The 20,871-nt window shown below is 36.9% G+C and carries 36 protein-coding genes; 35 read left to right on the top strand and 1 reads right to left on the bottom strand.

Annotated features, from left to right (window positions below; genetic code table 11):
• The first annotated feature begins 112 nt into the window (after nucleotides 1-112).
• The 35 genes from rpsJ (at nucleotide 113) to rpsI (ending at nucleotide 18,651) form a co-directional block, all read left to right on the top strand.
• Nucleotides 113-421: a 30S ribosomal protein S10 gene (gene rpsJ, locus ACWCL1_RS05390; RefSeq protein WP_023859562.1), complete on the top strand. Its 309-nt coding sequence runs from the start codon at nucleotides 113-115 to the stop codon at nucleotides 419-421.
• A 29-nt stretch (nucleotides 422-450) separates the two neighbouring features.
• A complete protein-coding gene (gene rplC / locus ACWCL1_RS05395; protein WP_454545891.1) occupies nucleotides 451-1,074 on the top strand; it encodes a 50S ribosomal protein L3 in 624 nt (207 codons plus the stop codon).
• 23 nt (nucleotides 1,075-1,097) lie between these two features.
• The gene (gene rplD / locus ACWCL1_RS05400; protein WP_454545892.1) at nucleotides 1,098-1,721 is read left to right on the top strand and encodes a 50S ribosomal protein L4; all 624 of its coding nucleotides are present in this window, start codon (nucleotides 1,098-1,100) and stop codon (nucleotides 1,719-1,721) included.
• The gene (gene rplW / locus ACWCL1_RS05405) at nucleotides 1,721-2,008 is read left to right on the top strand and encodes a 50S ribosomal protein L23 (RefSeq protein ID WP_454545893.1); all 288 of its coding nucleotides are present in this window, start codon (nucleotides 1,721-1,723) and stop codon (nucleotides 2,006-2,008) included. The genes rplD and rplW overlap by 1 nt, the downstream gene beginning before the upstream one ends.
• A 29-nt stretch (nucleotides 2,009-2,037) precedes the next feature.
• The gene (gene rplB / locus ACWCL1_RS05410; RefSeq protein ID WP_454545894.1) at nucleotides 2,038-2,871 is read left to right on the top strand and encodes a 50S ribosomal protein L2; all 834 of its coding nucleotides are present in this window, start codon (nucleotides 2,038-2,040) and stop codon (nucleotides 2,869-2,871) included.
• 38 nt (nucleotides 2,872-2,909) lie between these two features.
• Nucleotides 2,910-3,191 carry a 30S ribosomal protein S19 gene (gene rpsS, locus ACWCL1_RS05415; protein WP_454545895.1) on the top strand — a complete coding sequence of 94 codons (282 nt, stop codon included), beginning with the start codon at nucleotides 2,910-2,912 and terminating at the stop codon, nucleotides 3,189-3,191.
• Nucleotides 3,192-3,207: 16 nt separating this feature from the next.
• Nucleotides 3,208-3,555, top strand: a complete 348-nt coding sequence (rplV, locus tag ACWCL1_RS05420) for a 50S ribosomal protein L22 (protein WP_290032995.1) — start codon at nucleotides 3,208-3,210, stop codon at nucleotides 3,553-3,555.
• Between the two features lie 13 nt (nucleotides 3,556-3,568).
• The gene (gene rpsC, locus ACWCL1_RS05425; RefSeq protein WP_454545896.1) at nucleotides 3,569-4,225 is read left to right on the top strand and encodes a 30S ribosomal protein S3; all 657 of its coding nucleotides are present in this window, start codon (nucleotides 3,569-3,571) and stop codon (nucleotides 4,223-4,225) included.
• Between the two features lie 3 nt (nucleotides 4,226-4,228).
• A complete protein-coding gene (rplP, locus tag ACWCL1_RS05430; RefSeq protein ID WP_454545897.1) occupies nucleotides 4,229-4,663 on the top strand; it encodes a 50S ribosomal protein L16 in 435 nt (144 codons plus the stop codon).
• Nucleotides 4,653-4,847, top strand: a complete 195-nt coding sequence (gene rpmC / locus ACWCL1_RS05435) for a 50S ribosomal protein L29 (RefSeq protein ID WP_057826636.1) — start codon at nucleotides 4,653-4,655, stop codon at nucleotides 4,845-4,847. Before rplP ends, rpmC begins: the two co-directional genes overlap by 11 nt.
• Nucleotides 4,848-4,874: 27 nt before the next feature.
• A complete protein-coding gene (gene rpsQ / locus ACWCL1_RS05440) occupies nucleotides 4,875-5,141 on the top strand; it encodes a 30S ribosomal protein S17 (protein ID WP_454545898.1) in 267 nt (88 codons plus the stop codon).
• Between the two features lie 70 nt (nucleotides 5,142-5,211).
• Nucleotides 5,212-5,580, top strand: coding sequence for a 50S ribosomal protein L14 (gene rplN, locus ACWCL1_RS05445; protein WP_290032991.1), 369 nt, complete (start codon nucleotides 5,212-5,214; stop codon nucleotides 5,578-5,580).
• 35 nt (nucleotides 5,581-5,615) lie between these two features.
• Nucleotides 5,616-5,921: a 50S ribosomal protein L24 gene (gene rplX / locus ACWCL1_RS05450; protein ID WP_454545899.1), complete on the top strand. Its 306-nt coding sequence runs from the start codon at nucleotides 5,616-5,618 to the stop codon at nucleotides 5,919-5,921.
• Between the two features lie 24 nt (nucleotides 5,922-5,945).
• On the top strand, nucleotides 5,946-6,488 hold the full coding sequence (gene rplE / locus ACWCL1_RS05455) for a 50S ribosomal protein L5 (RefSeq protein WP_454545900.1): 543 nt from the start codon (nucleotides 5,946-5,948) through the stop codon (nucleotides 6,486-6,488).
• 15 nt (nucleotides 6,489-6,503) lie between these two features.
• Nucleotides 6,504-6,689: a type Z 30S ribosomal protein S14 gene (locus ACWCL1_RS05460; protein WP_290032988.1), complete on the top strand. Its 186-nt coding sequence runs from the start codon at nucleotides 6,504-6,506 to the stop codon at nucleotides 6,687-6,689.
• A gap of 34 nt (nucleotides 6,690-6,723) precedes the next feature.
• Entirely contained in the window at nucleotides 6,724-7,122 is a 399-nt protein-coding gene (gene rpsH, locus ACWCL1_RS05465; RefSeq protein ID WP_454545901.1) for a 30S ribosomal protein S8, read from the top strand.
• Between the two features lie 31 nt (nucleotides 7,123-7,153).
• Nucleotides 7,154-7,690, top strand: a complete 537-nt coding sequence (rplF, locus tag ACWCL1_RS05470; protein WP_454545902.1) for a 50S ribosomal protein L6 — start codon at nucleotides 7,154-7,156, stop codon at nucleotides 7,688-7,690.
• Nucleotides 7,691-7,733: 43 nt separating this feature from the next.
• Nucleotides 7,734-8,090: a 50S ribosomal protein L18 gene (rplR, locus tag ACWCL1_RS05475; protein WP_454545903.1), complete on the top strand. Its 357-nt coding sequence runs from the start codon at nucleotides 7,734-7,736 to the stop codon at nucleotides 8,088-8,090.
• A 21-nt stretch (nucleotides 8,091-8,111) separates the two neighbouring features.
• The gene (gene rpsE, locus ACWCL1_RS05480) at nucleotides 8,112-8,612 is read left to right on the top strand and encodes a 30S ribosomal protein S5 (RefSeq protein WP_454545904.1); all 501 of its coding nucleotides are present in this window, start codon (nucleotides 8,112-8,114) and stop codon (nucleotides 8,610-8,612) included.
• A 14-nt stretch (nucleotides 8,613-8,626) separates the two neighbouring features.
• Nucleotides 8,627-8,809 (top strand): 50S ribosomal protein L30, encoded by a 183-nt coding sequence (gene rpmD / locus ACWCL1_RS05485; RefSeq protein ID WP_454545905.1) that lies wholly within the window; start codon nucleotides 8,627-8,629, stop codon nucleotides 8,807-8,809.
• 34 nt (nucleotides 8,810-8,843) lie between these two features.
• Entirely contained in the window at nucleotides 8,844-9,278 is a 435-nt protein-coding gene (rplO, locus tag ACWCL1_RS05490; RefSeq protein WP_454545906.1) for a 50S ribosomal protein L15, read from the top strand.
• Nucleotides 9,279-9,281: 3 nt separating this feature from the next.
• The gene (gene secY, locus ACWCL1_RS05495) at nucleotides 9,282-10,580 is read left to right on the top strand and encodes a preprotein translocase subunit SecY (RefSeq protein WP_454545907.1); all 1,299 of its coding nucleotides are present in this window, start codon (nucleotides 9,282-9,284) and stop codon (nucleotides 10,578-10,580) included.
• 104 nt (nucleotides 10,581-10,684) lie between these two features.
• On the top strand, nucleotides 10,685-11,344 hold the full coding sequence (locus tag ACWCL1_RS05500) for an adenylate kinase (protein WP_454545908.1): 660 nt from the start codon (nucleotides 10,685-10,687) through the stop codon (nucleotides 11,342-11,344).
• A gap of 173 nt (nucleotides 11,345-11,517) precedes the next feature.
• The gene (infA, locus tag ACWCL1_RS05505) at nucleotides 11,518-11,736 is read left to right on the top strand and encodes a translation initiation factor IF-1 (RefSeq protein ID WP_003692975.1); all 219 of its coding nucleotides are present in this window, start codon (nucleotides 11,518-11,520) and stop codon (nucleotides 11,734-11,736) included.
• A 35-nt stretch (nucleotides 11,737-11,771) separates the two neighbouring features.
• Nucleotides 11,772-11,885 (top strand): 50S ribosomal protein L36, encoded by a 114-nt coding sequence (gene rpmJ, locus ACWCL1_RS05510; RefSeq protein WP_003689393.1) that lies wholly within the window; start codon nucleotides 11,772-11,774, stop codon nucleotides 11,883-11,885.
• Nucleotides 11,886-11,907: 22 nt separating this feature from the next.
• Nucleotides 11,908-12,273 carry a 30S ribosomal protein S13 gene (gene rpsM / locus ACWCL1_RS05515; protein WP_454545909.1) on the top strand — a complete coding sequence of 122 codons (366 nt, stop codon included), beginning with the start codon at nucleotides 11,908-11,910 and terminating at the stop codon, nucleotides 12,271-12,273.
• Between the two features lie 25 nt (nucleotides 12,274-12,298).
• On the top strand, nucleotides 12,299-12,685 hold the full coding sequence (gene rpsK / locus ACWCL1_RS05520; protein WP_454545910.1) for a 30S ribosomal protein S11: 387 nt from the start codon (nucleotides 12,299-12,301) through the stop codon (nucleotides 12,683-12,685).
• 86 nt (nucleotides 12,686-12,771) lie between these two features.
• On the top strand, nucleotides 12,772-13,716 hold the full coding sequence (locus ACWCL1_RS05525; protein WP_454545911.1) for a DNA-directed RNA polymerase subunit alpha: 945 nt from the start codon (nucleotides 12,772-12,774) through the stop codon (nucleotides 13,714-13,716).
• A gap of 27 nt (nucleotides 13,717-13,743) precedes the next feature.
• Nucleotides 13,744-14,127, top strand: coding sequence for a 50S ribosomal protein L17 (rplQ, locus tag ACWCL1_RS05530; RefSeq protein WP_454545912.1), 384 nt, complete (start codon nucleotides 13,744-13,746; stop codon nucleotides 14,125-14,127).
• A 325-nt stretch (nucleotides 14,128-14,452) separates the two neighbouring features.
• Nucleotides 14,453-15,277, top strand: coding sequence for an energy-coupling factor transporter ATPase (locus ACWCL1_RS05535; RefSeq protein ID WP_454545913.1), 825 nt, complete (start codon nucleotides 14,453-14,455; stop codon nucleotides 15,275-15,277).
• Nucleotides 15,253-16,125 carry an energy-coupling factor transporter ATPase gene (locus ACWCL1_RS05540; protein ID WP_454545914.1) on the top strand — a complete coding sequence of 291 codons (873 nt, stop codon included), beginning with the start codon at nucleotides 15,253-15,255 and terminating at the stop codon, nucleotides 16,123-16,125. Before ACWCL1_RS05535 ends, ACWCL1_RS05540 begins: the two co-directional genes overlap by 25 nt.
• On the top strand, nucleotides 16,118-16,912 hold the full coding sequence (locus ACWCL1_RS05545) for an energy-coupling factor transporter transmembrane component T family protein (protein ID WP_454545915.1): 795 nt from the start codon (nucleotides 16,118-16,120) through the stop codon (nucleotides 16,910-16,912). Before ACWCL1_RS05540 ends, ACWCL1_RS05545 begins: the two co-directional genes overlap by 8 nt.
• Nucleotide 16,913: 1 nt before the next feature.
• A complete protein-coding gene (gene truA / locus ACWCL1_RS05550; RefSeq protein WP_454545916.1) occupies nucleotides 16,914-17,666 on the top strand; it encodes a tRNA pseudouridine(38-40) synthase TruA in 753 nt (250 codons plus the stop codon).
• A gap of 135 nt (nucleotides 17,667-17,801) precedes the next feature.
• On the top strand, nucleotides 17,802-18,245 hold the full coding sequence (gene rplM / locus ACWCL1_RS05555; RefSeq protein WP_454545917.1) for a 50S ribosomal protein L13: 444 nt from the start codon (nucleotides 17,802-17,804) through the stop codon (nucleotides 18,243-18,245).
• Between the two features lie 13 nt (nucleotides 18,246-18,258).
• Nucleotides 18,259-18,651 (top strand): 30S ribosomal protein S9, encoded by a 393-nt coding sequence (rpsI, locus tag ACWCL1_RS05560; RefSeq protein ID WP_454545918.1) that lies wholly within the window; start codon nucleotides 18,259-18,261, stop codon nucleotides 18,649-18,651.
• A 176-nt stretch (nucleotides 18,652-18,827) separates the two neighbouring features.
• Here the strand turns inward: rpsI and ACWCL1_RS05565 are convergent, their stop codons facing one another.
• Nucleotides 18,828-20,849: a KUP/HAK/KT family potassium transporter gene (locus ACWCL1_RS05565; RefSeq protein WP_454545919.1), complete on the bottom strand. Its 2,022-nt coding sequence runs from the start codon at nucleotides 20,847-20,849 to the stop codon at nucleotides 18,828-18,830.
• Between the last annotated feature and the right edge of the window lie 22 nt (nucleotides 20,850-20,871).

Raw genomic sequence — 20,871 nt, forward strand, 5'->3', positions numbered from 1 at the left:
AAATAAGCTATGATGTGGAAGGTTGCGACACGCCCGGCCGCTTTGCCACGAGCGAATCGGTAATTTCCGCGGAGCTAGTCTTATTTTCAAAATAGACGAAGGAGGGAACAACATGGCAAAACAAAAAATTCGTATTCGTTTAAAGGCTTACGAACATCGCATTTTAGATCAATCCGCAGATAAGATTGTGGAAACAGCAAAGAGAACAGGTGCTCAAATTTCAGGACCTATTCCATTGCCAACAGAACGGACATTATATACAGTAATCCGTTCACCACACAAGTATAAGGATTCACGTGAACAATTCGAAATGCGTACACACAAGCGTTTAATCGACATTGTAAATCCTACACCAAAGACAGTAGATTCATTGATGAAATTAGATTTACCATCAGGTGTAGATATCGAAATCAAACTATAATTTAAAATTAATCAATTGGAGGTGTACTCATGACCACAAAAGGAATCTTAGGGAAAAAGGTAGGTATGACACAAGTATTTACTGAAGAAGGCGAATTGGTTCCAGTAACAGTTGTTGAAGTTGGTTCAAACGTTGTTATGCAAGTTAAGACAATGGAAAATGACGGTTACGAAGCAGTTCAATTAGGTTTTGACGATCAACGTGAAGTTAAAGCCAACAAACCTGCCAAAGGTCATGCAGCAAAAGCAAAAACTGCTCCTAAGCGCTTCGTTCGTGAAATTCGCGGTGTAGAGCTTGGAGAATATAACGTTGGTGACGAAATCAAAGCAGATATTTTCGAAGCTGGCGAATTCGTAGATGTAACAGGTACTTCAAAAGGTCATGGTTTCCAAGGTAGTATCAAGCGTTGGGGACAAAGTCGTGGACCTATGGCTCACGGTTCTCGTTACCACCGCCGTCCTGGTTCAATGGGTGCTATCATTAACCGTGTATTTCCTGGAAAAGTTTTACCTGGTCGCATGGGTGGCAAACGAGTAACAATCCAAAACTTGGAAATTGTTAAAGCAGATACAGAAAACGGCGTACTTTTGATCAAAGGTAACATTCCTGGCGCAAACAAGTCATTTGTTACTGTAAAAAGTACAGTTAAATAATTAGAGGAAGGGAGGAAAAATACATGCCTAAGGTTACATTATTCAAACAAGATGGTAGCAAAAACGGTGACGTTGCTTTAAGCGAAACAGTTTTTGGTATCGAACCTAACAACAGTGTAATTTTTGACGCAGTATTGATGCAACGTGCTTCATTACGTCAAGGTACACACGCTGTAAAGAATAGAAGTGCCGTACGTGGCGGTGGTAAAAAACCATGGCGTCAAAAGGGTACAGGCCGTGCTCGTCAAGGTTCTATTCGTTCACCACAATGGGTTGGTGGTGGTACAGTATTTGGACCAACACCACGCTCATATGCTTACAAACTTCCACGCAAAGTTCGTCGCTTAGCTATTAAATCTGTCCTTTCACAAAAGGTTTTAGATGAAAGCTTAGTTGTTGTTGATGAATTAAAATTCGAACAACCAAGAACAAAAGCATTCGCTGAAGTATTAAGTAACTTAGATGTTAATTCCAAAGTATTAGTAGTTCTTGAAGATGACAATACAAATGCTAAATTAGCTGCTCGTAACTTAGAAAACGTTACTGTAATTCCAGCTAAAGGCTTGAACGTATTAGATGTTATCAATAATGATAAGATGGTCATCACTAAAGGAGCTCTTTCTCAAGTAGAGGAGGTTCTTGCATAATGGAATCACGCGATGTAATTTTACGTCCAGTTATCACAGAAGCTTCAATGGCTGATATGGATGATAAGCGTTATACATTTGATGTAGATACACGTGCAACAAAAACACAAGTTAAAAGTGCTGTAGAAGACATTTTTGACGTTAAAGTTGCTAAAGTAAACATCATGAATGTTAAAGGTAAAAAGAAACGCATGGGTCGCTACGAAGGTTACACAAAGAAACGTCGTAAGGCTATCGTTACTTTAACATCAGACTCAAATGAAATTAAATTATTCAACGAAGAATAATCAAATCTTAGTAATAGGAGGAAAACACAGTGGGGATCAAGACATATAAACCAACTTCTAACGGTCGCCGTAATATGACTGGTTCAGATTTTGCTGAAATTACAAAAACAACACCTGAAAAGTCATTGCTTGTTTCAAAAAGCAAAACAGCTGGCCGTAACTCATATGGTCACATTACAGTTCGTCACCGTGGTGGTGGTCACAAGCGTAAATACCGTGTGATTGACTTCAAGCGGATTAAAGACGATGTTCCTGCAACAGTTAAAGCAATTGAATATGATCCAAACCGTTCAGCTAACATTGCATTGTTAGTATACGCTGATGGTACAAAATCATATATTCTTGCTCCAAAAGGCCTTGAAGTAGGTCAAAAAGTTCAATCAGGTAAGGATGCCGACATTAAGGTTGGTAACGCATTACCATTGGAAAATATTCCAGTTGGAACAGTTATTCACAACATCGAATTAAAACCAGGTAAGGGTGGACAATTAGTTCGTTCAGCTGGTACATCAGCTCAATTACTTGGTAAAGAAGGCAAGTACGCAATCGTACGTTTAACTTCAGGCGAAACTCGCATGATCTTAATCACATGTCGTGCAACAATCGGTGCTGTTGGTAATGAACAACACGAATTGATCAATGTTGGTAAAGCAGGTCGTTCACGTTGGATGGGCAAGCGTCCACAATCACGTGGTTCTGTAATGAATCCTAACGATCACCCTCATGGTGGTGGTGAAGGTAAAGCTCCTGTTGGTCGTCCATCACCATTATCACCTTGGGGTAAGAAGACAGCAGGTCTCAAGACTCGCTCAAAGAAAGCAAGATCAAACAAATTTATCGTTCGTTCACGTCACAAAAAATAATTGCCTAGTTGGTAATTGATCCGAAAGGAGGACAAACATTGAGTCGTAGTTTGAAGAAAGGACCTTTCGTCGATGCACATTTGATGAAAAAGGTCGAAGCACAAGCTGATCAAGAAAAAAAATCAGTAATTAAGACATGGTCACGCCGTTCAACAATCTTCCCTAGCTTTATTGGCTACACGATTGCTGTATATGATGGCCGTAAGCACGTGCCAGTTTACATTCAAGAAGATATGGTTGGTCACAAATTAGGTGAATTTGTTCCAACACGTACATTCCATGGTCACGGCGGAGACGATAAGAAGACAGGCGTAAGATAATAAGGGAGGATAAAACATGGCTGAACAAATTACATCAGCAAAAGCAACTGCTCGCGTAGTTCGCATCCCTGCACGTAAAGCACGTCTTGTGATCGATCTTATCCGTGGTAAGAGTGTTGCTGAAGCTTTAGGCATCTTAGAATTTACACCAAGAAAAGGTGCTTACTTAATTGAAAAAGTTCTTAAATCTGCAATTGCAAATGCAGAAAACAATTTTGATTTAGATGTTGAAGATTTATATGTAAGCGAAGCTTATGTTAACGAAGGACCAACATTAAAACGGTTCCGTCCTCGTGCAAAGGGTTCCGCTTCACCAATCAACAAACGTACAAGCCACATTACTGTTGTGGTATCTACTAAATAAGGAGGGATAACGCGTGGGTCAAAAAGTCAATCCAACAGGATTACGTGTCGGTATCATTCGTGACTGGGATGCAAAATGGTATGCTGAAAAAGACTTTGCATCAGATTTACACGAAGACTTACGAATCCGTAAATATATCGAAAACAAATTAGCCAACGCTTCTGTCTCTACTATTGAAATTGAACGTGCTGCAAAGCGTGTAAACATTTCAATTCACACTGCTAAACCAGGTATGGTTATCGGTAAAGGTGGATCAGAAGTTGAAAAATTACGCCAAGAATTAAACAACTTAACGGGCAAACGTGTTCATATTAACATTGTTGAAATCAAAAAGCCTGACTTGGATGCTAAGTTAGTTGGCGAAAACATTGCACAACAATTGGAAAATCGTATTGCTTTCCGTCGTGCAATGAAGCAAGCAATGCAACGTACAATGCGTGCTGGTGCAAAAGGTATTAAAGTTCAAGTTGCAGGTCGTTTAAACGGGGCAGATATGTCACGAGTTGAACATTTCTCAGAAGGAACAGTTCCTTTGCATACATTGCGTGCTGATATTGACTATGCATGGGTAGAAGCTGCTACAACATATGGTCAATTAGGTGTTAAGGTATGGATTTACCGTGGTGAAGTTTTACCATCAAAGAAAAATAACAACAAAGGAGGGAAATAATCTATGTTAGTACCAAAACGTGTAAAGCACCGTCGTGAATTTCGTGGTAAGATGCGTGGCGAAGCTAAGGGTGGCAAGACAGTTACATTTGGTGAATTTGGTCTTCAAGCAACTGAATCACACTGGATTACAAACCGTCAAATCGAAGCTGCTCGTATTGCAATGACTCGTTATATGAAGCGTGGCGGAAAAGTTTGGATTAAGATTTTCCCTCACAAGTCATATACTGCTAAAGCTATTGGTGTTCGTATGGGTTCTGGGAAAGGTAGTCCAGAAGGTTGGGTAGCTCCAGTTAAACGCGGTAAGGTAATGTTTGAAATTGCTGGCGTTTCTGAAGAAGTTGCTCGTGAAGCTTTACGTTTAGCTTCCCACAAACTCCCAGTGAAGACTAAGTTTGTAAAACGTGAGGAAGTAGGTGGCGAATCAAATGAAGGCTAAAGAAATTAATGAATTAACCACTGCTGAAATGCTTGAAAAAGAAAAGCAATACAAAGAAGAATTATTCAACTTACGCTTCCAATTAGCTACCGGTCAATTGGAAAATACTGCTCGCTTAAAAGCAGTTCGTAAGAATATTGCACGTATTAAGACTGCATTACGTCAAGCAGAATTAAACAAATAAAGAATACGAAAAGGAGGCTAATTTCGCATGAGTGAAGGTCGTAATCACCGTAAAGTCTACCAAGGACGTGTTGTTTCAGACAAAATGGATAAAACAATCACAGTTGCTGTAGAAACTTATGTTAACCACAAAGTATACGGCAAACGTGTTAAGTATACTAAGAAATTTAAAGCTCACGACGAAAACAACGAAGCAAAAGTTGGCGATATCGTTAGAATTATGGAAACTCGTCCATTGTCAGCTACAAAGCGTTTCCGTTTATTAGAAATTGTTGAAAAAGCAGTTATTCTTTAATTTTTAAGGATAACCCAAGGACTTATTCGTATTCTACTAATTATCTAATAGCGAAAGGAGGACACTTACTGTGATCCAACAAGAAAGTCGTTTAAAAGTCGCTGACAACTCAGGAGCACGTGAACTTTTAGTAATTAAGATCTTAGGCGGTTCTCGTGTAAAAACAGCAAATGTCGGTGATATCATTGTTGCTACTGTTAAACAAGCAACACCTGGTGGCGTTGTCAAAAAAGGCGATGTTGTCAAAGCTGTTGTTGTTCGTACTAAATCTGGTGTACACCGTGCTGATGGCTCATACATCAAATTCGATGAAAATGCTGCAGTAATTATTAGTGATGATAAGTCACCAAAAGGTACACGTATTTTCGGACCCATTGCCCGTGAATTGCGTGACGGAAACTTTATGAAGATCGTTTCCTTAGCACCTGAAGTATTATAATGAATCATTAGTTAATAAGGAGGTGCACAAGAAAAATGTTCGTTAAGAAAAATGACAAAGTTAAGGTAATCGCCGGTAAAGATAAAGGTAAAGAAGGTACAATTGAAAAAGTATTTCCTTCACAAGAACGAGTAATCGTTAAAGGCGTAAACATCGTTAAGAAACATCAAAAGCCAACAAACGCAAATCCAAACGGTGGAATCGTTGAGGTTGAAGCACCTATCCACGTTTCTAACGTTATGCTTATCGATCCATCAAACAATGAACCAACACGCGTTGGTTTCAAGATGGAAGATGGTAAGAAAGTTCGCGTTTCAAAGAAAACAGGTAAGACTTTGTAATAAAGGAAGGAGGATACTTTCTTCATGGTTAATCGCTTAAAAGAAAAGTATGATAAAGAAATCGTTCCATCAATGATGGAAAAATTCAATTATACATCAGTAATGCAAGCACCAAAGATCGATAAAATTGTGATCAACATGGGTGTTGGTGATGCTGTAAGTAACGCTAAAAATTTAGATGAAGCAGTTCAAGAATTAACTTTGATCTCTGGTCAAAAACCAGTTATCACACGTGCTAAGAAATCAATCGCTGGTTTCCGTTTACGTGAAGGTAACGCTATTGGTACAAAGGTTACATTACGTGGCCAACGGATGTACGAATTTTTAGACAAATTGATTTCAGTTTCATTACCACGTGTTCGTGACTTCCACGGAATTAGCAAACGCGCTTTTGATGGTCGTGGTAACTACACATTAGGTGTTAAGGAACAATTAATTTTCCCTGAAATTGATTTCGATGATGTTAACAAGGTTCGTGGTATGGATATCGTTATCGTAACAACTGCTAACACAGACGAAGAATCAAAAGAATTATTAACTCAATTAGGAATGCCATTCGCTAAGTAGTAAGGGGGTTTCACATTGGCTAAAAAGTCACAAATTGCAAAGAATAAACGTCCGGCTAAGTTTTCAACACAAGAATATACACGTTGCGAACGCTGTGGCCGTCCACATTCTGTATATCGTAAATTTAAGTTATGTCGTATCTGCCTTCGTGAACTTGCTCACAAGGGTCAAATCCCTGGCATGAAAAAGGCTAGCTGGTAATCCATAATAAAGTAAGTAAAGGAGGCAAAATAATATGGCAATGACTGATCCAATTGCAGACTTCTTAACACGTATTCGTAATGCTAACATGGCTAAGCATGAATCATTTGAAGTCCCTGCATCAAAAATCAAGCGGAATATTGCTGAAATTCTTAAGAACGAAGGTTTCATTCGCGACTATGAATTTATCGAAGACAACAAACAAGGCATTATCCGTGTATTCTTGAAATATGGTAAAAATGGTGAACGCGTAATTTCTGGTATTCGTCGAATTTCAAAACCAGGTTTACGTTCATACGTTAAAGCTGATGCTGTGCCAAAGGTTCTTAACGGCTTAGGAATCGCTATTTTGTCAACATCTGAAGGTGTAATGACAGATAAAGATGCCCGCGCTAAGAAAATTGGTGGCGAAGTAATCGCTTATGTTTGGTAATATTTTTTAAGAGTAAGGAGGTGTCCGACTCGTGAGTCGTATTGGTTTTAAAGAAGTTGATTTACCAGCAGGTGTTGAAGTAAAGCAAGACGGTAATAAAGTTACTGTTAAGGGACCTAAAGGCGAATTAACTCGTGAATTTTCTGATAAGATTACAATGAATATTGATGGTAACAAAGTTACTTTTGATCGTTCATCAGATGATAACAAAACAAAAGCACTTCATGGTACAACTCGTGCAAACTTTAACAACATGGTTATTGGTGTTACAGAAGGTTTCAAGAAAGAACTTGAACTTCGTGGGGTTGGTTACCGTGCACAAATGAAGGGTAACACATTAGTATTAAATGTTGGTTACTCTCATCCAGTTGAATTCGAACAAACAGATGATGTTAAGTTTGAAACACCTTCAGCAACATCTGTTATTGTTTCAGGAATTAACTGCGAACTTGTTGGTGACATGGCAGCTCGGATTCGTGCTGTTCGTGCTCCAGAACCTTATAAAGGTAAAGGTATTCGTTATGTTGGCGAATATGTACGCCGTAAAGAAGGTAAAACTGGTAAATAATGCAGCATAAAGCTGTTTAAAATTGATTAAGAGGTGAAAAATTGTGATTTCCAAACCAGATAAAAACAAAACACGTCAAAAACGTCATATGCGTGTTCGTAACAAAATCTCTGGTACTGCTGAGTGCCCACGCTTAAATGTTTATCGTTCAAACAAAAACATCTACGCTCAAGTAATTGATGATGTAGCGGGTGTGACGCTAGTTAGTGCCTCTACATTAGACAGTGAAGTTAGTGGCAACACAAAAACTGAACAAGCAAGTTCAGTTGGTGAATTAGTTGCTCAACGTGCTGTAAAAAAAGGTATCAAAGAAGTTGTATTTGACCGTGGTGGATATCTTTACCATGGACGTGTTGAAGCTTTAGCAAAAGCTGCTCGCGAAAATGGACTTGACTTTTAATAGAAGGAGGAAATAACGTTTATGGCTTTTATTGATCCAGCTCAATTAGATTTAGAAGATCGTGTCGTTGCTATTAACCGGATTACTAAAGTTGTAAAAGGTGGACGTCGTTTACGTTTTGCTGCTTTAGTTATCGTTGGTGATCACAATGGTCATGTCGGTTTTGGAACTGGTAAGGCTCAAGAAGTACCAGAAGCAATCCGTAAGGCTGTTGACGCTGCTCGTAAGAACTTAATCGAAGTTCCTATTGTAGGAACAACTATTCCTCATGAAGTTCTCGGTCAATACAGCGGTAGCCGTATTATGTTAAAACCAGCTGAAGCTGGTTCTGGAGTTGCTGCTGGTGGTGCGGTTCGTGCCGTTATGGAACTTGCAGGAATCGGTGATGTTACAAGTAAATCATTAGGTTCTAACACACCAATCAACGTTGTACGTGCAGCAATGGATGGTTTAACACAAATGAAGAGTGCTGAAGAAGTTGCTTCATTACGTGGAGTATCTGTTCAACACTTAGCAGAATAAGGAGGACTTAAATTATGGCTCAATTGAAAGTAACATTAGTTCGTTCAGTCATTGGACGTCCTCAAAAGCAACGCGAAATCGTAAAAGGCTTAGGCCTTAAGCGTGTAAATAGCTCAGTTGTTGTTCCTGACAACGTTGCTATGCGCGGTGCAATTAGAAAAATCAATCATTTAGTGGACGTTGAATTGGCTAAATAGTCAACATTTAGTTTAAAAGGAGGTGCCGAACCTAATGAAATTAAATGAATTAAAACCAGCTGAAGGTTCACGTCAAGTAAGAAATCGTGTTGGTCGTGGAACTTCATCAGGTAATGGTAAAACAGCAGGTCGTGGACAAAAAGGTCAAAAGGCTCGTAGTAAAGTTCGTTTGGGCTTTGAAGGGGGTCAAATGCCATTGTTCCGGCGTATGCCAAAACGTGGTTTCAAAAATGTTAACCGTGTAGAATACGCAATCGTAAACATTGAAACTTTAAACAAATTTGAAGACGGTACAGAAGTAACACCAGCATTGTTGGTAGAATCAGGTATCGTAAAAAACGAAAAAGATGGTATCAAGATTTTAGGTAATGGTGAATTGAACAAGAAGTTAACTGTTAAAGCTAACAAGTTCTCTGCATCTGCTAAAGAAGCCATCGAAGCAGCAGGTGGCCAAGCTGAGGTGATGTAATAAATGCTTAAGACAATGAAGAATGCCCTTGCTGATAAAGAGATTCGCAAGAAAATCTTATTCACATTGGGTGTCTTGATTGTATTTCGCTTAGGCACATACATTACTGTCCCTGGGATCAACGCTAAAGCATTAGCTAGTGTTGCATCTTCAGGGTTAATTAGTATGTTAAATACTTTCAGTGGTGGCGGTTTGACCAACTATTCAATTTTAGCGATGGGGGTTTCACCATACATTACAGCCCAAATCGTTGTTCAACTGTTACAAATGGATATTGTTCCTCGATTTGTAGAGTGGAGTAAGCAAGGTGAAGTTGGACGGCGTAAATTGAATCAGGTTACCCGTTATTTGACAATTGTGCTTGCGTTTGTACAATCAATCGGGATTACAGCTGGCTTCAACGCTTTAAGTACGGTTAACCTAGTTGAAAATCCAAATGTTCAAACATATATCTGTATTGGTATAATTTTAACTGCTGGTACAATGTTTTCAACATGGCTAGGTGATATGATTACTGAGCGAGGAATCGGAAATGGAATTTCAATGATTATTATGGCCGGGATTCTTGCCCGTGTTCCTGATGGAATCAAGCAAATTTACCAAGAAGAATTTGTAAATATTAGTAAGACTCAAATTTGGCATTCTGTATTATATGTTGTAATTTTATTAGTTGTGATTTTGGCAATCGTTACATTTGTAACATATGTTCAACAAGCAAATTATAAAATTCCAATTCAATATACAAGACGGGTTGCAGGATCAACTGAAAGTTCATATTTACCATTGAAGGTTAATGTGGCTGGAGTTATTCCTGTTATCTTTGCCAGTTCGTTTATTGCAACGATTCAAACAATTTTAATGGCATTTACTCAAAACCATTCGAGCGAACAGTGGTTCCAAGTAATGTCTGAAATCTTTAACATGCAAACAGTTCCAGGAATGATTTTGTACACAGTTTTAATTATTCTGTTTACATTCTTCTATGCTTTTGTTCAAGTTAACCCTGAAAAACTTTCAGAAAACTTGCAAAAACAAGGAAGTTATATTCCATCTGTTTGGCCAGGTAAAGAAACTGAAAAGTATGTTTCTCGTTTATTAATGAGATTAAGTACTGTTGGTTCATTATTCTTAGGATTTATTTCTTTAATCCCATTAGTTGCATCTAATGTTTGGGGCTTAAGTGAATCAATCGGTTTAGGTGGTACTAGTTTGCTAATCGTTGTAGGGGTTACTCTTGAAACTATGCGGCAAATTGAAGGTATGATGATGAAGCGCGAATATGTTGGATTTATTCGTGAATAATGAAATTGAGGTTGGAATTATTTCCACCTCTTTTTTTGTGCTTTAAACTCGCTAAAAAGTGCGTTATAATTTAAAAAGTGATTTTATATTAAAGGAGAAAAATTATGGCATTAAACTTAATGTTAATGGGTCTTCCTGGTGCAGGTAAAGGTACCCAAGCAGAAAAAATTATTGATGAATATCATATTCCACATATTTCAACAGGTGACATTTTTCGGGCAGCAATGCAAAATGGCACAAAAATGGGCTTAGAGGCTAAAAAGTATATTGATAAAGGTGAATTAGTTCCTGATGAAGTAACAAACGGAATTGTTAAGGATCGTTTGAGTGAAGATGACGTAAATAATGGTTACATGCTTGATGGTTTCCCACGTAACATGGCACAAGCAGAAGCTTTAGATAAGTTTGGTGCAGAACTTGGCAAACCTTTAAACTGTGTAATTTATATTGATGTTGATCCCGATTCATTGATGGAACGGTTAACTGCACGTTACATTTGTAAAAACTGTGGAGCAACATACAACAAATTATTTAATCCAACTAAGGTACCTGGTGTTTGTGATCGTTGCGGTGGAACAGAATTTTACCAACGTGATGATGATAAACCAGAAACAGTTAAGAATCGTTTAGATGTAAATATTAAAATGAATACTCCATTACTTGATTTCTACCGTGAAAAAGGAATCTTACATGAAGTAAATGGTAATCAAGACATTGAAGATGTATTTAAAGACATTCAAAAAGTTTTAGATGCAATTAAATAAATCAAATTGATTGAGCCTGAATTATGATATCGTATTGCATAATATTGTTTTATATGGTATCATAATTCAGGTTTATCTTTTCAATAGGTCTAGTTTGCCGCAAAAGCTACTGGATCAACGAGGACAAATCGTTTTCGTAAAGTAATGAAACCATATTAAGGAGGTACTTTTGCGTGGCGAAAGATGATGTGATTGAAATTGAAGGTACGATCAAAGAAACGTTGCCAAATGCGATGTTCAAAGTTGAACTCGAAAATGGACATGAAATTTTAGCTCACGTTTCCGGTAAGATTCGTATGCACTATATTCGTATTTTACCTGGGGACCGGGTTACAGTGGAGATGTCCCCTTACGATTTGACTAAGGGTCGCATTACCTATCGCTTTAAATAGATTGTACTTCAGAATTAACTTAGGAGGTATGATTCATGAAAGTAAGACCATCAGTTAAACCAATGTGCGAACACTGCAAGGTTATCAAACGTAAAGGTCGCGTTATGGTAATTTGCAGCAATCCAAAGCATAAACAACGTCAAGGTTAATTTTTAAGGAGGTGTAATTGTAATGGCTCGTATTGCAGGTATCGATTTACCACGTGACAAGCGTATCGTAATCGGATTAACTTACATTTATGGAATCGGTAATACAACAGCTAAGAAAATTTTAGCTGCTGCTGGTGTATCAGAAGACGTTCGTGTACGTGACTTGACTCCAGATCAAGAAGACAAGATCCGTGCTGAAGTTGATAACTACAAGGTTGAAGGTGACCTTCGCCGTGAAGTATCAATGAACATCAAGCGTCTTTCAGAAATCGGCTCTTACCGAGGCATGCGTCACCGTCGCCACTTGCCTGTTCGCGGTCAAAATACCAAGAACAATGCACGGACACGCAAAGGCCCAGCAGTTTCAATTGCAGGTAAAAAGAAATAATTAATAGAAGGAGGTAATTGATTTCATGGCTGTTAAAAAATCACGTAAGCGTCGTGTAAAGAAGCATATTGAAACCGGCGTTGCTCACATTCACTCAACATTTAACAACACACTTGTAATGATCACAGACGTTCATGGTAATGCCGTTGCATGGTCATCAGCAGGTGCATTAGGTTTCAAGGGTTCACGTAAGTCTACACCATTCGCTGCACAAATGGCTTCAGAAGCTGCAGCTAAAGGTGCTATGGATCATGGTATGAAGACTGTTGAAGTTGCAGTTAAAGGACCTGGTTCAGGTCGTGAAGCAGCAATTCGTGCTCTTCAAACAACTGGTTTGGAAGTAACATCAATCAAAGACGTTACACCAGTTCCTCATAATGGATGCCGTCCTCCAAAACGTCGTCGTGTTTAATGTGGATTAAGTATTCATTTTGAAGGAAACTTCATTTTGTTTTTGCCAGATTACACGTTACGTTTTGAAAGGGGTAGACGAATAGAATGATCGAATTCGAAAAACCAAAAATTCACACAATTGAAGAAAACAATGACTACGGTAAATTTGTTGTCGAACCGTTAGAACGTGGTTATGGTACAACTTTAGGGAATTCTCTTCGTAGAATTTTACTATCATCTCTTCCAGGTGCTGCAATCACAGATATTCAAATTGATGGCGTTTTGCATGAATTTTCAACTGTTGAAGGTGTTATGGAAGACGTTACTACAATTATTTTGAATTTGAAGAAAGTCGCTTTAAAGATGGATTCTGAAGAACCACAGGCATTAGAAATTGATGTAACTGGTGCTAAAGAAGTTAAGGCCGGAGATATTCACTGCGGTAGCGACGTTGAAGTTTTAAATCCAGAATTATATATTTGTACAGTTGCTGAAGGCGTTTCCTTCCATGTTCGAATGACTGCTAATAAAGGCCGTGGATATGTTTCTGCTGCTGAAAACAAAGCCAAAGCAGATGATATGCCGATTGGTGTTTTAGCAATCGACTCAATTTATACCCCAATTGAACGTGTAAACTACCAAGTAGAAAAAACACGTGTTGGTCAAAAAAATGATTATGATAAATTAACATTAGATGTTTGGACAAACGGTTCAATTACACCTAGTGAAGCAATTAGTTTATCAGCTAAGATTTTAACAGAGCATTTATCAATCTTTGTAAACCTTACAGATGAAGCTAAGAATGCTGAAATGATGGTTGAAAAAGAAGAAACTCATAAAGAAAAAATGCTTGAAATGACAATTGAAGACTTAGATCTTTCAGTTCGTTCATACAATTGCTTGAAGCGTGCTGGAATCAATACTGTTCAAGAATTAACTGATAAGACTGAAGCTGATATGATGAAAGTGCGTAACTTAGGACGCAAATCATTGGAAGAAGTTAAGAAGAAACTTGCTGATTTAGGTCTTTCATTACGTCATGATGACTAATTATTAATTAAAGGAGGGAAACTTTTCATGGCTTACCGTAAATTAGGTCGCAAAAGCGGACACCGTAAATCAATGTTACGTAATTTAACAACTGATGTGATTATTAATGGCAAGATTGTTACAACAGAACAACGTGCTAAAGAAGTTCGTCGTCAAGTTGAAAAAATGATCACTTTAGGTAAAAAAGGTGATTTACAATCACGCCGCCGTGCTGCTGCTTACTTAATGGATGTTGTTGCTGATGTTAAACAAGATGGCGATGATATCATTGTACAAACAGCGTTACAAAAATTATTTGATGAAGTTGCACCTCGTTTCGAAAACCGTAACGGTGGTTACACACGCATCATCAAAATGCAAGAACGTCGTGGCGATGCTGCAAAAATGGCAGTTCTTGAATTAGTTGACTAAGATTGATTTAGTTAATTGAATAAAAATATTTAATATTTTGTGTCACTTTTATAACGACAACGGGCGTTACGATGGTGGGAAACCTAGTCTAGTCCTAAGTAATCTAATTTAGTTAGATGAAAATCGTTATAAAAAGTGATTTTTTTAGTTGGTTTGTTTTCTAATTTGGTGAATTTAATTTCAATAAATCAAAGGACTGTAACGTAAAGGTTGCAGTCTTTTTTTGTATTTTTATTTTCCGCTTTTTCACTTTGTTGTAGTTTTTCCGCACCTGATTTTCTGATATGGTATAATTTAACTAATTTATGTGTGAAAGGGAATTGAAATGGCTGCAATTATTAAAATCCAAAATTTAAGTTATGAGTATGAAGATTTTAAGCTCGGTCCAATTGATTTGGAAATCAATGATGATCAGTGGATTTCAATTATTGGGCGCAATGGAAGTGGCAAAAGCACGCTTGCACGTTTAATTGATGGTTTAATTGATGCTAAAGAGGGTTCAATTTATATTGACAATTTGGAATTAAATGAAACTAATATTTGGAAAATTCGTTCAAAAATTGGAATGGTTTTTCAAAATCCAGATAATCAATTTGTAGGTGCAAATGTTGAAGATGATGTTGCATTTGGTCTTGAAAATCGTCAAGTTTCATATGAAGAAATGCATGAAATTGTTCCAGAAGTTTTGAAGTTAGTTGGAATGGAGCAATTTACTAAACATGAACCTTCAAAATTATCTGGAGGACAAAAGCAACGTGTAGCAATTGCAGGAGTTTTGGCCATTCATCCACGGATTGTAATTTTAGATGAAGCTACAAGTATGTTAGATCCAGAAGGAAAACGGCAGTTGCTTAAATTAATTTGGAAATTAAAACAAAAATACCACTTTACAGTGATTGCAATCACACATGATATTGATGAAACGGTAAACGCAGATCGCATTATTGTATTAGATAAAGGAAAAATTTTGATGGATGGACATCCTTGTGAAGTATATCAGCAACAGAATAAATTAACAGAAATTGGACTTGATTTACCCTTTAGTGAAAAGTTGATTAACTTACTATCACCAAGGATTGATCTTGGGAAGGATTATCTCAATGAAGAGGAATTGATAGAGAAATTATGGCAATTGAATTCAAAAATTTAAATTATACATATCAAGCAGGGACTCCCTTTGAACAAGTTGCATTAAAAGACATCTCTTTAACAATTGAAGATGGTTCATTTACAGCAATTGTAGGGCACACTGGAAGTGGTAAGTCTACTTTGATTCAACATCTTAATGGACTATTAAAGCCAACCAGTGGAGAAGTTAAAATTAATGACTATCAAATCACAAATGAAACTAAAAATAAAAAATTAAACCAGCTGCGCCGTGAAGTAGGAATCTTATTTCAATTTTCAGAATCCCAACTCTTCGAAGAAACAGTTTTAAAAGATATTGAGTTTGCACCATTAAATTTTGGAAAAACTAAAGAAGAAGCGCAAGAAATTGCCCAACAAAAAGCCCAAATTGTTGGACTTGATGAAGAACTATTAAAACGTTCACCATTTGAATTATCAGGAGGACAAATGCGGCGCGTGGCATTGGCTGGCATTTTGACAATGGAACCTAAGATTCTAGTTTTAGATGAACCAATTATTGGTTTGGATCCTATCGGAAAAAAAGAAATAATGCAAATTTTTAAAAAATTAAATCAACAACATCAAATGACAATTATTTTAGTTACTCATAATATGGATGATGTTGCTGATTATGCTGATCATGTGGTTGCCTTAGAAAAAGGACAGTTAATTGCTCATAAAGAAACGCAAGCGTTTTTTGATGATCCTAAGTGGCTTTATCAACATCACTTAGGACTACCTAAATCAGCTGAATTTGCAGTTAAATTAATGGAAAAAGGCATTGATTTTAGGACTCTTCCATTAACACTTTCGCATTTAGCAAATGAATTAACTTCAAATCTAGCTCAAAGAGGTGAAATCCATGAGTAATATCATTTTAGGACGATATATTGAAGGTGATTCGCTTGTTCACCGGATGAATCCTAAAACCAAGTTAATTTTAAGTTTATATTTTATTGTGATTGTTTTTTTATGCAATAACTGGGAAACTTATACTTTATTAACTGGATTTACGTTATTTTGTATATTATGTTCTCAAATTAAACTAAGTTACTTTCTTAAAGGTTTACGACCGTTGATTGGTTTAATTTTGATCACAGTAATTTTGCAATTATTTTTTACAAGTGGTGGAACTATTTATTGGAAGTGGGGACCATTACAATTAACTAATTTTGGAATGATAAATGCGGTTTATATTTTTTGCCGGATTGTGCTCATTGTATTTATGTCGACCCTTTTAACCGTGACGACTACTCCTTTAGAAATTGCAGATGGAATTGAAGCGTTAATGCGTCCACTTCGTAAAATCAAAGTACCGGTGGATGAAATTGCATTGATGATTTCAATTGCCTTACGGTTTGTGCCAACTTTAATGGATGAGACCCAGAAGATTATGAATGCTCAGCGTTCAAGAGGAGCCAATTTTGGTGAAGGCAACATTTTTAAACAAGCGAAGATGCTGATTCCTGTTTTAATTCCATTATTTGTAAATTCAATTAAGCGTGCAGAAGATTTAGCAGTTGCAATGGAGGCACGTGGATATCAAGGTGGTCCTCATCGAACCAAATATCGAATTCAACATTGGCATGTCATTGACACAGTTTCACTTGGTGTATTTGCTGTAATGACGGTATTATTAATTATTTTAAGAGGTTAAAATGACAAAAAGATATAAAATTACAATTGCTTATGATGGTACAAATTTTGCTGGCTTTCAAATTCAGCCAAAACAACGCACAGTTCAATCTGTATTAGAACGTGCAGTTAATAAAATGAGTAAGGAAAAAGAATATATTCCTGTATTTGGTTCAGGAAGAACTGATTCAGGCGTACATGCACTTGGACAAGTAGTTCACTTTGATTTTCCGCATGAATTAAGTGCAAATAGTATGCTAAAAGCGTTAAATAGTTTGCTGCCACTAGATTGTGTGGTGGTTGATTGTGAAATTGTTCCCGATGATTTCCATGCCCGCTACACTACTCATGGGAAAAGATATATGTATCGAGTTAGTCAAAGTTACTTTGTAGATCCATTTAAACGTAATTACACGGGACATTATAAATTTCCAGTTGAAATTGAAAGAATTAAGCAAGCATTGCCAGATGTTGTTGGGACACATGACTTTTCTAGTTTTGTAGCTTCTGGAAGCCAAGCAAAAAATCATGTCAGAACAATTTCCGATGCAACGGTACGCAAAGATGAAGCTCAAAATGAATTGATATTTGAATTTGCTGGTAATGGCTTTTTATATAACCAAGTTCGTATCATGGTAGCAACGCTACTTGAAATTGGACGAGGTAAACGTCCAGTACATGATTTTTTACGTTTGTATGAAGTTAAAGATCGAAATCAAGCTCGTGAAACGGCACCAGCTTCTGGTTTATATTTAAAAGAAGTTTACTACGATTAAATCGGGAAAATATTACGAGAAATATTGACTATTTACACAATTAATCGTAATATAGTATTTGGTATTGTTTGCCCCACAATAGCCCCGTTAAACTATTGTATGTCAAACAAGCATAATAAATGGAGGAATTTAACCGTGCGTACAACATATATTGCAAAACCAGGTGAAGTAGAACGTAAATGGTATGTAGTAGATGCAACAAATATTCCTTTGGGACGTTTATCTACTGTAGTTGCTTCAATCTTACGTGGTAAGAACAAACCACAATTTACACCAAACGTTGATACAGGTGACTTTGTGATTGTTATCAATGCTGATAAAGTTGCTTTAACAGGTCGTAAAGCAGACAAGAAGGTATACTACCACCACACATTACATCCAGGTGGATTGAAGTCACGTACAGCTGGTGATTACCGTGAAAAAGATCCAGAAAAATTAATTGAATTATCAGTTCGTGGCATGCTTCCAAAGGGTACTTTAGGTAAGCAACAACTTAAGAAGTTGCATGTATACCGTGGTGCAGAACACAAGCATGAAGCACAACAACCAGAAGTATTAGACATCACAAACTTAATCTAGGAGGAATTTTAAATTGGCTCAAGTACAATATCAAGGCACAGGCCGTCGTAAAAATTCCGTTGCTCGTGTTCGTTTAGTTCCTGGTTCAGGTAAGATCACGATGAACGGTAAACCAGCAGAAGAATACATTCCATTTGCAAACTTACGTCAAGTTATGGTTACACCATTTAAAGTTACTGAAACAGAAGGTCAATATGACGTTTTTGTTAACGTTAACGGTGGTGGTTTCTCAGGCCAAGCTGGCGCAACACGTCATGGAATTGCACGCGCTTTACTTGAAGTAGACCCAGATTTCCGTCCAGCATTGAAGAAGAGCGGTTTATTAACACGTGACGCTCGTATGAAAGAACGGCGTAAACCAGGTCTTAAGAAGGCTCGTAAGGCTTCACAATTCAGTAAGCGTTAAGATTACTTCATATATCATTCAAAGTCATGGAATTATCCATGGCTTTTTTATTTTGGAAAAATTAGGTGTGATAAAAACTGTACTTTATACATATTTACTTTCTCTTGAAAAGCACATAAAAACACCTCAAATCTTGAAGTTCTGTCCAAGATTGAGGTGCATATCAGTTATATTTTTTATTCTTCTTCAATTTTTGGTGGTTGTTGATTAATAATTTTCTTTTGATTTACGAATGGCATTTGCCGTTTCTTCAAATACAATGGAACATTTTCAACTTTAACATCGCTAAATTCTAATCCAAACCATTGAACTGGGGTAGTTGAATGGTTTTGCAACCAAATTCGAGATGAAATTAAGAAACGTTTCCATGGAGATAAGTTTGTATTTGGTGATAATAATTCACGAATTAATACAAAGACGAAATCGCCAACTTTTCTTCCTGGAGTAGTTGTATATTCTTGTGGTTGTTCATCAATAATTCCTTGATCCATCAAGTCATTAACGATTTGGCGTAAGTATAAGTTCAAACTATGGTTTGACTTAAATCCAAGATAAAGTTGTAAGTTAACAATATTACGTGTTCCCATCATATCAACAGTATAGTAGTTAGTATAAGGTTCGTTAGTAGTATTAACCGTTACAAACCAATAAACTTTAGCCCGTTTAGGTTGCTTATCTAAAATTGAATATAAAATTTCACGTTTGATTTTACGATCAGGCTTAACTTTTGCAAGCATTACTAAGTTACTCATGTAAAGTGGGATACTTTCATCTTTTGAAAGTTCAACTAATTGATCTAAGTAATCAGTTAAGCAAACTTCTTCAGTTGCATCCATTAAATCATCACGAATGCGATTACCATAGTACCAAATTACCATGATTGCAATCAAAGCAGCGGTGATGAGGGCAGTAACATATCCGCCATGTACAAATTTAACTAAACTTGAAATAAAGAAGACTGTTTCGATTGAACCAAAGAATAATAAACAAATAATTGCCAATGGCGTTGACCATTTTCCGCGAATGTATTCAAACAGCAAGAATGTGGTCATTAGCATAGTTAATGTAATTGCTAATCCATAGGCCGCTTCCATATGTTCTGAAGTTCTAAAGAAAAATACGATACTTAAAGTAATTGCACATAAAATCCAATTAACTACTCCAATATAGATTTGTCCCTTTAAAACGTTTGGATGGTAGACTTTTAAACGAGGTAAAATCTTTAAACCAATTGCTTCTTCAACTAGTGTATATGAACCAGTGATCAACGCTTGAGAAGCAATAATCGCAGCTAAAGTAGCAATGATAACTCCAATTAAATATACAGAGTGGGGAAGCATATCATAAAATGGATTAATATTGTCAGTAATTGTTTGGTGTTTAACTTGTTGAAGTAACCAAGCGCCTTGACCGAAGTAGTTTAACATTAATGAAAGATAAACAAATGGCCAAGTAATGTAAACATTGCGCCGACCAACATGGCCCATATCTGAATATAAAGCTTCAGCCCCAGTTGTTGCCAAAAAGATACTTCCTAAAATAAAGATTCCCATCCGGTTATGAGGATTAAATAATACCTCAACTCCGTAAATTGGATTTAATGCCTTTAAAACAGAGAAATCTTTAAACATATTCATTGCACCAAAGACTGCAAGAAAGCCAAACCAAAAGACCATTACAAAACCAAAAGTTTTTCCAATTGAACTAGTTCCCAGCCGTTGTACTAAGAATAAAATCAGTAAAATTGTAATTGTAATGAAAACAACATCACTTTGAGTCGTTACAGGTACAATATTTCCAAAGTTAAAGCCTTTAAGTCCTTCAATTGCCGTAGTCACGGTTACAGCTGGCGTAAGTGTTCCATCGGCTAAAATAGCAGCTCCACCAATTAATGCAGGTACAATTAACCATTTTGCCTTTTTTTTAACTAAAGCATATAATGCGAAAATTCCACCTTCACCATGGTTATCTGCACGCATGGCAATTACAACATACTTAATAGTTGTGATAATCATTAAAGTCCAAAAAATTAATGATAAACACCCGATAATATAATCAGGGGTAAGGTTAGCTACTCCACCTTGATCACTAATTAATGCGTTCATAACGTAAAGTGGAGAAGTTCCGATATCGCCATAAACGATCCCTAAGGTAATGATTGCCCCTAGAAGATATTCTTTGCCATATCTTTTTTTCAATATCAATTCACTCCCTTAAAGT

It is taken from the genome of Ligilactobacillus sp. LYQ135, assembly GCF_053711055.1.

What these genes read in the sequence shown, in the direction of transcription:
- rpmC (WP_057826636.1), top strand. Translation starts at nt 4,653, where the DNA reads ATGAAGGCTAAAGAAATTAATGAATTAACCACTGCTGAAATGCTTGAA.
- ACWCL1_RS05540 (WP_454545914.1), top strand. Translation starts at nt 15,253, where the DNA reads ATGGCAATTGAATTCAAAAATTTAAATTATACATATCAAGCAGGGACT.
- rplP (WP_454545897.1), top strand. Translation starts at nt 4,229, where the DNA reads ATGTTAGTACCAAAACGTGTAAAGCACCGTCGTGAATTTCGTGGTAAG.
- rpsH (WP_454545901.1), top strand. Translation starts at nt 6,724, where the DNA reads ATGGCAATGACTGATCCAATTGCAGACTTCTTAACACGTATTCGTAAT.
- rplV (WP_290032995.1), top strand. Translation starts at nt 3,208, where the DNA reads ATGGCTGAACAAATTACATCAGCAAAAGCAACTGCTCGCGTAGTTCGC.
- rpsE (WP_454545904.1), top strand. Translation starts at nt 8,112, where the DNA reads ATGGCTTTTATTGATCCAGCTCAATTAGATTTAGAAGATCGTGTCGTT.
- ACWCL1_RS05545 (WP_454545915.1), top strand. Translation starts at nt 16,118, where the DNA reads ATGAGTAATATCATTTTAGGACGATATATTGAAGGTGATTCGCTTGTT.
- rplE (WP_454545900.1), top strand. Translation starts at nt 5,946, where the DNA reads ATGGTTAATCGCTTAAAAGAAAAGTATGATAAAGAAATCGTTCCATCA.
- secY (WP_454545907.1), top strand. Translation starts at nt 9,282, where the DNA reads ATGCTTAAGACAATGAAGAATGCCCTTGCTGATAAAGAGATTCGCAAG.
- rplO (WP_454545906.1), top strand. Translation starts at nt 8,844, where the DNA reads ATGAAATTAAATGAATTAAAACCAGCTGAAGGTTCACGTCAAGTAAGA.
- ACWCL1_RS05535 (WP_454545913.1), top strand. Translation starts at nt 14,453, where the DNA reads ATGGCTGCAATTATTAAAATCCAAAATTTAAGTTATGAGTATGAAGAT.
- rplD (WP_454545892.1), top strand. Translation starts at nt 1,098, where the DNA reads ATGCCTAAGGTTACATTATTCAAACAAGATGGTAGCAAAAACGGTGAC.
- ACWCL1_RS05525 (WP_454545911.1), top strand. Translation starts at nt 12,772, where the DNA reads ATGATCGAATTCGAAAAACCAAAAATTCACACAATTGAAGAAAACAAT.
- rpsK (WP_454545910.1), top strand. Translation starts at nt 12,299, where the DNA reads ATGGCTGTTAAAAAATCACGTAAGCGTCGTGTAAAGAAGCATATTGAA.
- rpmD (WP_454545905.1), top strand. Translation starts at nt 8,627, where the DNA reads ATGGCTCAATTGAAAGTAACATTAGTTCGTTCAGTCATTGGACGTCCT.
- truA (WP_454545916.1), top strand. Translation starts at nt 16,914, where the DNA reads ATGACAAAAAGATATAAAATTACAATTGCTTATGATGGTACAAATTTT.
- rpsM (WP_454545909.1), top strand. Translation starts at nt 11,908, where the DNA reads ATGGCTCGTATTGCAGGTATCGATTTACCACGTGACAAGCGTATCGTA.
- rpsJ (WP_023859562.1), top strand. Translation starts at nt 113, where the DNA reads ATGGCAAAACAAAAAATTCGTATTCGTTTAAAGGCTTACGAACATCGC.
- rplQ (WP_454545912.1), top strand. Translation starts at nt 13,744, where the DNA reads ATGGCTTACCGTAAATTAGGTCGCAAAAGCGGACACCGTAAATCAATG.
- ACWCL1_RS05500 (WP_454545908.1), top strand. Translation starts at nt 10,685, where the DNA reads ATGGCATTAAACTTAATGTTAATGGGTCTTCCTGGTGCAGGTAAAGGT.
- rplC (WP_454545891.1), top strand. Translation starts at nt 451, where the DNA reads ATGACCACAAAAGGAATCTTAGGGAAAAAGGTAGGTATGACACAAGTA.
- rplX (WP_454545899.1), top strand. Translation starts at nt 5,616, where the DNA reads ATGTTCGTTAAGAAAAATGACAAAGTTAAGGTAATCGCCGGTAAAGAT.
- rpmJ (WP_003689393.1), top strand. Translation starts at nt 11,772, where the DNA reads ATGAAAGTAAGACCATCAGTTAAACCAATGTGCGAACACTGCAAGGTT.
- rpsQ (WP_454545898.1), top strand. Translation starts at nt 4,875, where the DNA reads ATGAGTGAAGGTCGTAATCACCGTAAAGTCTACCAAGGACGTGTTGTT.
- rplW (WP_454545893.1), top strand. Translation starts at nt 1,721, where the DNA reads ATGGAATCACGCGATGTAATTTTACGTCCAGTTATCACAGAAGCTTCA.